The following is a 12,923-nucleotide window of genomic DNA, read 5'->3' as shown; positions in this document are numbered from 1 at the left end:
TAACTGACTCACTTTCTCCCAAAATCTGCAGGAATTTCTCCCCAAGCTTTGGTTTCCCATTTTAAAATTGGGTTTTTAAACGAATTTTCTTTGAGCCATTTTTCTGCGCGTTTTATCAATTCTAGTAAATCTTTATTAGAAGCATCAAAAACCAAATTGGTTCTACATTGTTTTTTTTGAATCCAACTCATGGCAATTTTAGAATCAGAATACACAGGAATATCTTCTTTTTTCTTGCTTTTTAACAATGCTAATCCATGAACGAGCGCTAAAAACTCACCTATATTATTAGTTCCTTTTTCAAACGGGCCTTTGATAAAAATTTGTTGTTTGTTGTGCGTTAATACGCCACGATATTCCATTTTACCAGGATTTCCACTACACGCAGCATCCACAGAAATACTTTCTAAAATTGGTTTGCCCAATTTTTTCTTTTCGGATTCAGTTAATGTTGCTTTTTTTGTATTCTTTCCTTTATATGAAAAGTAATTTTTATTGTAAGCTAATTGTGCTTCTTTTTTATCAGCAAAAGCTTTGTATTGTGCACCTTCAAAACCATCAATTTGTTTTTTACAATCTTCCCAAGAAGAAAAAACACCTTTTTTTCTACCTGCCCAAACCACATAATATTTTTGCTTTTTTGTTGTCATTTATTGTAAAATAACCGATTCAATTACTTTCGGAAAATGTTTATATTCTAAAACATGAATTTTTTGTGCAATATCTTCTGCAGAATCAAATTCGTTAAGTTTTGTTATTGCTTGAAAAATAATTGCTCCTTCATCATAATTTTCATTTACAAAATGAATTGTAATTCCGGTTTCAGAGTCTTTATTTTCTTTTACAGCATTATGAACGCGCATTCCGTACATTCCTTTTCCGCCATATTTTGGTAATAAGGCAGGATGAATATTGATAATTTTATTTGGAAAAGCATCAATAATAGAAGACGGAATTTTTAATAAAAAACCAGCTAATACAATATAGTCTGCAACCTCTTTAAGTTGATTTAAAACAACATCAGATTTGAAAAAATCTTCTTTTGAGAACAAAACAGCTTCAATTTGCAATCGTTTACATCTTTCAAAAACTTTTGCATTCGGATTATTGCAAAAAACTTTGCTAACAATTGCTGTTTTTTTATTGGTAAAATAATCGATAATATTTTCTGCATTAGAGCCAGAACCCGAAGCAAAAATGGCAATTCTTTTCATTCTAAATTAATTAGTTTCACTACAAAAAAAGGAATAATTATTAACAATATTGTTTAGATTGCTAAAAGTTTAAAGATTTTTTTTAATTTAGATTCAAGAATTTTCGTGGAAAAAGTAGAATTAAATAATAAGATTCGTATTTTTGTCCCCGATTTAAATTTTAAAACTTAGAAAATTATGTCAGACATTGCATCAAGAGTAAAGGCTATTATCGTAGACAAATTAGGAGTAGACGATAACGAAGTAACAAATGAAGCTAGCTTTACAAACGATTTAGGAGCAGATTCTTTAGATACTGTGGAATTAATTATGGAATTCGAAAAAGAATTTGATATCCAAATACCAGACGACCAAGCAGAAAACATTGGTACAGTTGGTCAAGCAGTAAGCTATATAGAAGAAGCTAAAAAGTAATATTTATATGCAAATTAAACGAGTTGTTGTAACTGGACTTGGTGCATTAACACCAATTGGTAATAATATACAAGAATATTGGAGCGGTTTAGTTAACGGTGTTAGCGGAGCTGCGCCTATAACGTATTTTGATGCTACTAAGTTCAAAACTCGTTTTGCATGTGAATTGAAAAACTTTAATGCAACAGATTTTATTGACAGAAAAGAAGCCCGTAAGATGGATCGTTTCTCTCAATATGCAATGGTTGCATCAGATGAAGCAATTGCAGATTCTGGTTTAAACTCAGTAGATCATGATCCAGATAGGATTGGTGTAATTTGGGGTTCAGGAATTGGAGGATTAGAAACTTTTCAAAACGAAGTATTAAACTTTGCTACTGGAGATGGTTCACCAAGATTTAACCCATTCTTTATTCCTAAAATGATTGCTGATATTGCTCCTGGGCAAATTTCTATTAAACATGGTTTTAGAGGACCAAATTTTGCAACGGTTTCTGCCTGCGCATCATCATCAAACGCTATTATAGATTCTTTAAATTACATCCGATTAGGGCAAGCTGACGCTATCGTTACTGGTGGTTCTGAAGCTGCTGTTACAATTGCTGGAATGGGAGGATTTAACGCAATGCATGCGCTATCAACAAGAAATGATAGTCCAGAAACTGCATCTAGACCGTTTGATAAAGATAGAGAAGGATTTGTTTTAGGAGAAGGCGCTGGAGCGCTAATTCTTGAAGAATATGAACATGCAAAAGCTCGTGGAGCAAAAATATATGCTGAGGTTATTGGAGGCGGAATGTCTTCTGATGCGCATCATATTACTGCACCACATCCAGAAGGATTAGGAGCAAGAAATGTTATGTTAAATTGTTTAAGAGATGCTGGAATTAATCCAGAAGATGTAGATGCTATTAATATGCACGGAACTTCTACTCCATTAGGAGATATAGCTGAATCTAAAGCGATTTTAGAAGTTTTTGGAGAGCATGCTTATAATATCAATATCAATTCTACAAAATCAATGACAGGTCACTTATTAGGAGCCGCTGGTGCAATTGAAGCAATCGCTTCGATTTTAGCAATCAATAACGGCGAAGTTCCTCCTACAATTAATCATTTTACAGATGATGACCAAATTGATAACAAGCTAAACTTCACGTTTAATAAGTCGCAAAAGCGAGATGTTAAAATTGCTATAAGCAATACATTTGGTTTTGGAGGACATAATGCTTGTGTTGCGCTTAAAAAAATTGATTAATACTACATGAATTTTATTCGTAAAATTGTAAACCCCCCAAAAAAAGAAGACGAGGGTTTCTACTACGAGCTAAAAGCACTACTTAATTTTTCTCCAAAAAAACTAAGCTTTTATAAAAAAGCATTTACGCATAGATCTTTAAAATTAAAAGACGATAAAGGCAATCCTCTTAATTATGAGAGATTAGAGTTTTTAGGCGATGCCATGTTAGGTTCTATAATTGCCTCTTATTTGTATAAAAAAGTACCTAAAGGTTCAGAAGGATATTTAACCCAAATGCGATCTAAAATTGTAAGTAGAGAACATTTAAATGAACTTGGTAAAGATTTAGATTTAATAAAGTACGTAAAAAGTAATTTTGATAGAGAAAATGTTGGTGATAATATTTATGGAAACATTTTTGAGTCATTAATTGGAGCAATTTATCTTGATAGAGGTTATAATTATTGCAAAAAATTTATTTACGAAAACGTTATCCTTAATTATGTTGACATTCCGAAATTAGAAGGTAAAATTACAAGCTATAAAGGATTGATAATTGAATGGTGTCAGAAACAAAAAAAACAATACAACTTCGATATTTACGAAGATTCTGGAAACGAAAATGTAAAACATTTTAGTGTAAAGATTAGTATTAATGGATCTTTAGTAGCAAAAGGAAGGTCTACTTCTAAGAAAAAAGCAGAAGAACAAGCATCAAAAAGAGTTTATTATGCTTTACAAGACGAAATAACAAATTCTTAACTTTTTTACTTCTTCGTTTCTCCTTTTTTTAATTACATTATCAGAAACAATATGTAATTTAGCCATTATTTAGTTTACAGATATTAAGAACCCTAAATTGTTTAGCTTTGCAGATACACTCGTTAGAATTAAATGATTTTTCTGATAACAATTATACTCTAATAGGGATTCATTCTACATTAGAAGAGTATAAATTAGCTTATTTATTAAATCAAAAATTAAATATAAATTTTGTGAAATCGAAATTTAGCTTAGATTTTGAAAATAAAAACAATAATGCAACATTCTGTATTTACGAGTATGAAAACACAAAATTTAGTCAATCTTGGTTTTTAATTTCTAATCAATATACAAATCATTTAGAAGAAATTTCTACAGGATTATTTCCATCAAACGAAATAACAACCTATTTAATCCCAGAGAAAAAAAAAGTAGATTTTTTTCTAAAATTAGAAGGCGATTTTAATTCTGATTATATCGCTAAAAAAGTTGAAGAAATTAATGCTATCAACCAAATAATTACATCATATAAAATTGATCCAAACACATTAAAATCGAAAGATTTTTTAATTTTTTAAAATATGTCAAACAATAAAAAAACAAAAATAATAGCAACATTAGGACCTGCAACAAACACCAAAGAAATAATTTCTGAATTGGTTGATAAAGGGGTTAATGTTTTTAGAATTAATTTTTCTCATGCTGATAACGATAATGTAAAAGCGAGAATAAAAGATATTAGAGAAATTAACGAAGAAAAAAACATACATGTTGCCGTTTTAGCAGATTTACAAGGTCCAAAATTAAGAGTTGGCGTAATGGATGATAATGTAGTTTTAAAAACTGGCGACACATTTGTTTTTACTACAGATGAATGTATTGGAACCACTGAAAGAGCATTTATGACCTATCAAAATTTCCCTAAAGATGTTAAAAAAGGAGAACAAATTTTGGTTGATGACGGAAAATTACTTTTTGAAGTTGTAACGACAAATAAAAAAAACGAAGTAACCACAAAAGTAAAAGTAGGTGGTGTTTTGTCTTCTAAAAAAGGCGTGAATTTACCTAACACAAAAATATCTTTACCTGCGTTAACTGAGAAAGATATGAAAGATGCCATTTTTGCAATAGAGCAGAATGTAGATTGGATTGCACTTTCATTTGTTAGAAATCCAGAAGATTTAAGAAAATTACACGATTTAATTAAGCAAAAATCAGATTATAGAGTTCCGGTTATTGCTAAAATAGAAAAACCAGAAGCTGTTCAGAATATTGATGCATTACTTCCGTATTGTGACGCTTTAATGGTTGCTCGTGGAGATTTAGGTGTTGAAATACCAATGCAAGAAGTTCCTTTAATTCAAAAAATGTTGGTGCAAAGAGCAAAAATGGCAAGAATTCCTGTAATTATTGCTACTCAAATGATGGAAACAATGATTACAAATGCTGTTCCAACAAGAGCAGAAGTTAACGATGTTGCCAACTCAATTATGGACGGAGCAGATGCAGTAATGTTGTCTGGAGAAACCTCGGTTGGAGCACATCCAATAAGAGTAATTGAAAAAATGACAGAAATTATTAAAAGTGTAGAAAATTCGCCTTTAATAAAAGTGCCACAAGCGCCACCACATATTAGAACTGAACGTTTTATTACAAAATCTGTTTGTCATCATGCAGCATTAATGGCAAATGACGTAGAAGCTACAGCAATATCAACATTAACAAATAGTGGTTATACAGCTTTTCAAATTTCTGCTTGGAGACCAGCATCTTATATTTTAGCATTTTCATCAGAAAAAAGAATTTTAGCAAAAATGAGTTTACTTTGGGGAGTTAAATCTTTCTTTTATAATAGAAACGTTAGTACAGATGATACAGTTGTGGATATTAATAGAATTGCAAAAGAAAATGGATTTGTAAATACAAACGATTTTGTTGTCAACTTAACTTCTATGCCAGTTGAGGCAAAAGGAATGGTAAATACATTGCGTGTTTCTCAAATAAAATAGATTACAGTTTTAGTTTTTGTAAAGTAATTACAGCATCATTTGTTACAAATGGCATTGGCATCATTTCGTTGGTTCTTGGTTGAACTTTAAACAACGAATTGGTTTGTAAATCAAACGAAGACTCTATCAAACTAATATTTGGAATGCTGTTTTTATTGATGGCGAAATCTACCTTTAAAACAGAATCTTTTGCGGCTAAAAAGTAACTTAAAATGGTTCCTTTTTTTATTTTAAAAGTATCGTTTTCTTTCTTTTTGTCTAACAACACACCTTGCACACCAATGGCATTAAAAACTATTGAGTCGTTTGTTACTAATTCTAATTTATTAACTGCACGTTGAGGTTTTATCATTAAGGTTATATTTCTTAAATCTCCAATAATTGTGTCTGTTAATTTTGATATTAATGGCGGATTTATTGCTCTATTTTCTGTCTTTTTATGAAACTTATAAGAAGTATTATACTTGCTTTTCGATGTTGTTCCTGTTACATTTCCTTTTGTTGGGTTGTCTCCTAAAAATTGTTTTGTATAATTGTCAGTTTTTGAATCATACGTTGCCCAATATGATTGATTTGTATCGACATTATTAATAAAAACGGCACTATTTGGCTTTTTCTTATTTTCATCAAAACCACTATTATAGGTTGCAAAAGCAAAGAACATAACGGTACTTAAACCAATTAATTTAACCAATGTTTTTCTTGATTTATAAGAAGCAAAAACCGGAATCATTAATCCAAAAATTAACACCAAAAATAAACCACTGATAAACAGATTTTTTAATCCTAATCCAACTGGAAACATTTTTACTTGTGGCGCAAACATAAATAAAATAGGAATTGCCAAAATGGTAGCAATTGTAATTTTTGTAGATCGTTTAATGTCAATAAAAATAAATGCAGCTAAAGTGATTAATGCAAAATAAACAGGAACTATAAAATACGCCGCTCCTTTTAAATATATAAAGATAAGTACATTAATTATCAACCAAAATAGTATTGGCGCAATTACTAAATCTGCTCCAGTATTATTTTTAAAAAATGGGCGATAAATTTTAAATAATAACCACAAGTTTAGCAATACAAATGCAGCAATATATTCATATCCGTTATAAGTAAATCCGTGTAAAATATCATTGTATTGAGGGTGAATTAACAGAATTCCTTTCCATAATAAAATAGAAACTCCGACACAAGTAGCCAACGAGATTGTAAAAGGAGTAAATCCTTTTAACATTCCTTTTATGGTAATTTTATTTAGTGCAATTCCGAAGAAAAGCAATATGAAAAGAAATAAAATTGCTCCAATTAATAAAGGTAAAATCCAAGAAAAAGGATAATGCAATAATTTTGTAAACGGAAAATTTGTGTACACATGATCGGCCGTACTATTTAAATTTGAAAGATCAGAAAAAGCAAAATAATTTAAGGTTGTCATTAAATAATCTGCTTGATGTAATAAGGTTTCTCTGTCTAATCTTTCGTAAGAATCTTGTGCTGTATGGTAGTCAAAATGATCTCCAATAAATGCAAAATTAAACCCATTTATATCCCCGTTTTCTCTAAAAACAGTTAAATCTGTATCGTTTGGTAGCATTTTATACACGCTATACATTAAAGAATTTGCTGCGGGATAATTAGGTTTTGCTTTAAGAAACTCAGTTAATAACTTACTGTTTTTACCGTTGGTTTCCATCAACATATAACTTGGTCCGCCACTTCCACGAGCTTCAAAATTTAAAACCAAACCAACATTTTTTGCCAACGGATGCGCATCAACAAAAGCTTTTGCTCCTAAAAGCCCTATTTCTTCTGCATCTGTAATTACAATATGAATATCGTTTTTTGGTGTTTTGTTTTGTGCTAAAAAAGCTCTTACACTTTCTATAATTGTAACAACTCCAGAACCAGCATCGCTTGCCCCTAAAGAAGAATGAGGATTCGAATCGTAATGCGATAACAAAACCAATGATTTTCCTACTTCACTACCTTTAATAGTTGCAATAATATTGGCATTATTTGTTGCCGCTCTCCATTTATTATTAATTGCAACTTGATGTTGAATTTCTGGCTGTAGTCCTAATTTTTTAAGTTCTGTTACAATATAATTCTGAACCTTTATATGATCTTCTGAACCCGTATAATGTGCAGTTTTAGAAATCTCTTTTAAATTTTTTAGTGCATTGTTGATAGAAAACTCAGTTTCAGAAACTGTTTTATTTTCAGAATATGAAGGTTTTATGTCAGCAAAACTCCAATAAATTATAGATATTATGATTAGAAAAGAAAATATAGGAGCAAATTTTTTCATTTTATGGTTTGGTTTTTATAAATGTACTAATTTTTAAATAATCGTTTTATTTTTAAATTGATAATGCTTTTTATTCTCTTTTAATTAACAAAAAATAATCATTTTCTAAGGCCAAATAGCCTTGATCGTACACATAAAAATAGACGTTTCCGGTTTTGGTTTTATAAATAGATGTAAAAAAATGAAAATCAAACCCTTTGTCAAATAACTTAGTTCTTGTCACTTTTGTTTTACCTGTTGTATTTAATTCTGATAAAATTTTAAAGTTTTTTCGCAAACGATTATTGGTATTTCTAATTAGGTTTTTACTTTCTGTGTTTACCTTGTTGTTGTATGAGTTACGGCAATAATCTGTACAGAATTTTTTATCTATTCTCCCCACTATTTTTTCGCCACATTCTAAACATTTCTTTGTTTCCATTGCTTTATTTTTTTGATGTTTATAAAGATACTAAAAAACATTTACAAACGACTACAAACGCTTACATACGAAAGTAAGCGCTTTTAAACCGAATAAAATTTGGAAGGCGTCGCATCTTTGCCATGTCAAAACGAATTGACAAAAATTATTATAAACTTGCACTGAGCAAAGTCGAAGTGTTTAAAACCTTATCTTATGAGTACGTTAAGAAACAAAGTACAGTTAATTGGAAACTTAGGAAACAATCCAGAAATCATCACTTTAGAAAGTGGTAAAAAATTAGCAAAAATGTCTATTGCTACAAATGAAACTTACAAAAACGCACAAGGCGAAAAAGTAACAGACACACAATGGCATAATGTTGTTGCGTGGAACAAAACAGCAGAAATCATTGAAAAATACTTACAAAAAGGAAGTGAAGTTGCTATTGAAGGGAAATTAACGTCTAGAAGTTACGAAGATAAAGATGGAACTAAAAAATACATCACAGAAGTTGTTTGTAACGAAATGTTAATGTTGGGTGGCAAGCAATAAAAAAACTTGCTATGAAAAGAGAAGAGCATCAAAATGATGCTCTTTTTTTATGGATAAAATTTATTCTCAAAAAAATGCTTGTCAGTTTAAAATAATTTTTGATATTTGTCCCATCAAAATGAACACACAAATTATCAATATCATTTCTATTATTGTCATTGCAATTCAAAAGCAAGGATAAGGAAGTGTATCTATAATTTTAAAATATTATAAAAGCCTTCCGAATTCGGAAGGCTTTTTTTATGAAACAAATTTAAAAATGAATTTTAGCAACAGTATTATTATTACAATTATTGTCATTATTAGCTCACCACCGAGTTGATACAGATAGTTATTGTTAATAAAAAGCATAAACCTGTATCAATTGATACAGGTTTTTTTTATAAATAATTTTAATTAGAAGTCATAAAAACATTAATGTAAAAATAAGTAAATCAGCAATTTATAGTATTTTTTATTAAAATGAATATAAGCAAATTAAAAAAAAACAGCATCAACAAAATAGTACAAACACCTAATTTCGAACTCTTTAAAAAATTGAAAAATAGTAATGAAACTCAATAAACACAGTAGCAGATTAACGCAAGACGAATCACAACCAGCATCACAAGCCATGTTGTATGCAGTAGGTTTGACTGATGAAGATATGCAAAAAGCACAAGTAGGAATTGCCAGTACTGGTTACGATGGTAATCCGTGTAATATGCACTTAAATAATTTGGCAGCAGAGGTGAAAGTTGAATGCAATATCAATGGTTTAGTCGGATTAGGATTCAATACGATTGGTGTTTCTGATGGAATTTCGATGGGAACTTCAGGAATGAATTACTCCTTAGTTTCTAGAGATATTATTGCAGATTCTATTGAAACAGTCATGAATGCTCAAAGTTATGATGCATTAGTTTCTGTAGTTGGTTGCGATAAAAATATGCCAGGAGCAGTTATTGCAATGTTGCGATTAAACCGTCCATCAATTATGATGTATGGCGGAACAATTGCTTCAGGAAATTACAAAGGAAAAAAACTAAATATTGTTTCAGCTTTTGAAGCACTCGGACAAAAAGTAGCTGGGGAAATTGACGAAAAAGAATACCGAGAAATAATTAAAAGAGCTATTCCTGGTGCTGGAGCTTGTGGTGGAATGTACACTGCAAATACCATGGCTTCTGCCATTGAAGCCATGGGATTTTCTTTGCCGTACAATTCATCAATTCCAGCAGAAAATCCTAATAAATTATCAGAAAGTGAACGAACTGCTTTGGCAATTAAAAATTTATTGGAATTAGATTTAAAACCCTTGGATATTATTTCTAAAAAATCAATAGAAAATGCCATAGCGATTGTAAATGCTTTGGGCGGATCAACAAATGCGGTGTTACACTTTTTAGCGATTGCTCATGCTGCGGATATCGATTTTTCTTTGGAAGATTTTCAGCGCGTAAGTGATAGAACTCCGTTAATTGCTGATTTAAAACCAAGCGGAAAATACTTAATGGAAGATGTTCATGGTGTTGGCGGAACTCCAGCCGTGATGAAATATTTATTAGATAATGGTTATTTATATGGCGATTGTTTAACAGTTACTGGAAAAACTTTAGCAGAAAATTTAGCCAATGTTGAGCCGCTTTCTTTTGATGATGAGCAAGATGTAATTCATCCGAAAGAGAACCCGTTAAAATCTTCAGGAAATCTTCAAATTTTATATGGAAATCTAGCATCCGAAGGAGCTGTAGCAAAAATCAGTGGAAATGAAGGATTGCTTTTTGAAGGAAAAGCGGTGGTATATGACGGAGAACAAGAGGCAAATACAGGGATTTCTAACGGAGAAGTTGAAAAAGGAGATGTGGTTGTCATTCGATATGTTGGGCCACAAGGCGGACCAGGAATGCCAGAAATGTTAAAACCAACGTCGCTAATTATGGGAGCTGGTTTAGGAAAATCGGTTGCTTTAATAACTGACGGACGATTTTCTGGAGGAACACACGGATTTGTGGTTGGTCATATTACGCCAGAAGCACAATCAGGAGGAGTCATTGGCTTGTTAAAAACTGGCGATATCATAAAAATTAGCGCAGAAGACAATTCAATAAATGTGTTGCTTTCTGAGGAAGAACTAGCTAAAAGAAAAGCAAATTGGAAAAGTCCAGCTTTAAAACACACCAAAGGAGTCTTATACAAATATGCAAAAACAGTAGCATCAGCATCAAAAGGATGTGTAACAGATGCATTTTAAAAATAGAGTTATGGAAACACACACACAAACCGAAACGAAAACAAAGCACCAAAAAACGCAACATATTTCTGGAGCAGAAGCAGTAATACAATGCTTATTAGCAGAAGGAGTTGATTTAATTTATGGATATCCGGGCGGAGCAATTATGCCAATTTATGATGAGTTGTATAAATATCAAGATAAATTGCAACACGTTTTAGTACGACATGAACAAGGCGCAACGCATGCCGCACAAGGTTTTGCAAGAGTTACAGGAAAAGTTGGTGTTGCAATGGCAACTTCTGGGCCTGGAGCAACAAATTTGGTAACAGGTATCGCCGATGCACAAATAGATTCTACACCGATGGTTTGTATTACTGGTCAAGTAGGAAAACATTTATTAGGTTCTGATGCTTTTCAAGAAACAGACATTGTCGGAATTTCTACTCCGGTTACAAAATGGAACTATCAAATTACAGAAGCTGCAGAAATTCCTGAAGTGTTAGCAAAGGCATTTTACATTGCTTGTTCTGGAAGACCAGGACCCGTTTTAATTGATATTACAAAAAACGCTCAGTTTGATACGTTTGATTTTGAATATAAAAAATGCACATCCATTCGAAGTTATAAAGCGGTTCCAGATGTAGATAAAAGTCAGTTGTTAGCTGCGGCAGCATTGATTAATACTGCAAAAAAACCCATGATTGTTTTTGGTCAAGGCGTAATTTTAGGAAAAGCTGAAGCTGAATTTAAAGCATTGATTGAGAAAACAGGAATTCCGTCTGCTTGCACAATTTTAGGCTTGTCTGCCTTGGCATCTAAACATCCATTACATGTTGGAATGGTTGGAATGCACGGAAATTATGGCCCCAATAAATTAACAAATGAGTGTGATGTGTTGATTGCCATCGGAATGCGATTTGACGATCGTGTAACTGGAGATTTATCGAGATATGCAAAACAAGCAAAAGTGATTCATTTTGATATTGATCCTGCAGAGATTGATAAAAATGTAAAAACGGATGTTGCTGTTTTAGGGAATTCAAAAGAAACATTATCAAAAATACTGCCTTTGGTAGAAGAAAAATCGCATGAGTCTTGGCTGAAAGAATTTAGAGATTATGATGCCATTGAGTTTGATAAAGTAATTAAAGATGAATTGTATCCAACGAAAGAAGGCATTACAATGGGCGAAGTGTTGAAAGAAATCAACCAAATAACAAAAGGGAACGCTGTTATTGTTTCTGATGTTGGTCAGCATCAAATGTTTGCGTGTAGATATGCAGAATTTAATCAAACAAAAAGCAATATTACTTCTGGCGGATTAGGAACGATGGGATTTGCATTGCCAGCAGCAATTGGAGCTAAAATGGGTGCACCAGAAAGAGAAGTAATTGCCATAATTGGCGATGGCGGTTATCAAATGACCATTCAAGAATTGGGAACCATTTTTCAAACCAAAGCAGCGGTAAAAATTGTGGTTTTAAACAACGAGTTTTTAGGGATGGTTCGTCAATGGCAACAATTATTTTTTGATAAAAGATACGCATCTACAGAAATGACAAATCCAGATTTTGTGGCTATCGCAAAAGGATATCATATCGACGCTCAAAGAGTTACAAAAAGAGAAAATTTAACATCAGCAATTAAAGAAATGATCGCTTCTAAAGATTCGTATTTTTTAGAAGTTTGTGTAGAAAAAGAAAACAATGTGTTTCCTATGATTCCGACTGGAGCATCGGTTTCAGACATTAGATTGAGTTAAATTATAAATGAAAATAGAAACAAGAATAGAGAAAAGAGAGA

Annotated in this window: 12 protein-coding genes; 8 read left to right on the top strand and 4 right to left on the bottom strand. The window is 31.7% G+C overall.

Annotation, left to right across the window (positions count from 1 at the left end; all coding sequences use genetic code 11):
- Positions 1–8: 8 nt before the first annotated feature.
- Positions 9–650, bottom strand: a complete 642-nt coding sequence (locus ABDX67_RS00725; protein WP_347172769.1) for a ribonuclease H1 domain-containing protein — start codon at positions 648–650, stop codon at positions 9–11.
- A complete protein-coding gene (purN, locus tag ABDX67_RS00720; RefSeq protein WP_347172768.1) occupies positions 651–1,214 on the bottom strand; it encodes a phosphoribosylglycinamide formyltransferase in 564 nt (187 codons plus the stop codon).
- 177 nt (positions 1,215–1,391) lie between these two features.
- Between purN and ABDX67_RS00715 the strand changes: the two genes are divergently transcribed.
- From ABDX67_RS00715 to pyk, 5 genes are all read left to right on the top strand, one after another.
- Positions 1,392–1,628, top strand: a complete 237-nt coding sequence (locus ABDX67_RS00715) for an acyl carrier protein (RefSeq protein ID WP_068702406.1) — start codon at positions 1,392–1,394, stop codon at positions 1,626–1,628.
- A gap of 7 nt (positions 1,629–1,635) precedes the next feature.
- A complete protein-coding gene (fabF, locus tag ABDX67_RS00710) occupies positions 1,636–2,886 on the top strand; it encodes a beta-ketoacyl-ACP synthase II (RefSeq protein ID WP_347172765.1) in 1,251 nt (416 codons plus the stop codon).
- Between the two features lie 6 nt (positions 2,887–2,892).
- The gene (gene rnc, locus ABDX67_RS00705; protein WP_347172764.1) at positions 2,893–3,630 is read left to right on the top strand and encodes a ribonuclease III; all 738 of its coding nucleotides are present in this window, start codon (positions 2,893–2,895) and stop codon (positions 3,628–3,630) included.
- Positions 3,631–3,737: 107 nt separating this feature from the next.
- Entirely contained in the window at positions 3,738–4,208 is a 471-nt protein-coding gene (locus tag ABDX67_RS00700) for an IPExxxVDY family protein (protein ID WP_347172762.1), read from the top strand.
- Between the two features lie 3 nt (positions 4,209–4,211).
- Complete coding sequence (gene pyk, locus ABDX67_RS00695; RefSeq protein ID WP_347172760.1) at positions 4,212–5,639, top strand: pyruvate kinase; 1,428 nt, start codon at positions 4,212–4,214, stop codon at positions 5,637–5,639.
- Between the two features lies 1 nt (position 5,640).
- On the opposite strand, the gene ABDX67_RS00690 is transcribed toward pyk, so the two are convergent.
- Complete coding sequence (locus ABDX67_RS00690; protein WP_347172759.1) at positions 5,641–7,950, bottom strand: M20/M25/M40 family metallo-hydrolase; 2,310 nt, start codon at positions 7,948–7,950, stop codon at positions 5,641–5,643.
- 70 nt (positions 7,951–8,020) lie between these two features.
- The gene (locus ABDX67_RS00685) at positions 8,021–8,371 is read right to left on the bottom strand and encodes a hypothetical protein (protein WP_347172757.1); all 351 of its coding nucleotides are present in this window, start codon (positions 8,369–8,371) and stop codon (positions 8,021–8,023) included.
- Positions 8,372–8,566: 195 nt separating this feature from the next.
- Here ABDX67_RS00685 and ABDX67_RS00680 point away from each other — a divergent pair, with 195 nt between their 5' ends.
- The 3 genes from ABDX67_RS00680 to ilvB all read left to right on the top strand — a co-directional run bounded on the left by ABDX67_RS00680 (position 8,567) and on the right by ilvB (position 12,882).
- On the top strand, positions 8,567–8,905 hold the full coding sequence (locus tag ABDX67_RS00680; RefSeq protein WP_347172756.1) for a single-stranded DNA-binding protein: 339 nt from the start codon (positions 8,567–8,569) through the stop codon (positions 8,903–8,905).
- Between the two features lie 550 nt (positions 8,906–9,455).
- Positions 9,456–11,138: a dihydroxy-acid dehydratase gene (gene ilvD / locus ABDX67_RS00675; protein ID WP_347172755.1), complete on the top strand. Its 1,683-nt coding sequence runs from the start codon at positions 9,456–9,458 to the stop codon at positions 11,136–11,138.
- A gap of 10 nt (positions 11,139–11,148) precedes the next feature.
- A complete protein-coding gene (gene ilvB / locus ABDX67_RS00670) occupies positions 11,149–12,882 on the top strand; it encodes a biosynthetic-type acetolactate synthase large subunit (protein ID WP_347172754.1) in 1,734 nt (577 codons plus the stop codon).
- Positions 12,883–12,923: the final 41 nt, after the last annotated feature.

The organism is Polaribacter uvawellassae (genome assembly GCF_039748955.1).
Lineage (GTDB): Bacteria > Bacteroidota > Bacteroidia > Flavobacteriales > Flavobacteriaceae > Polaribacter > Polaribacter uvawellassae.
The sequence above is the reverse complement of the archived record's forward strand: the minus strand, read 5'-3'. Positions and strand labels throughout refer to the sequence as shown.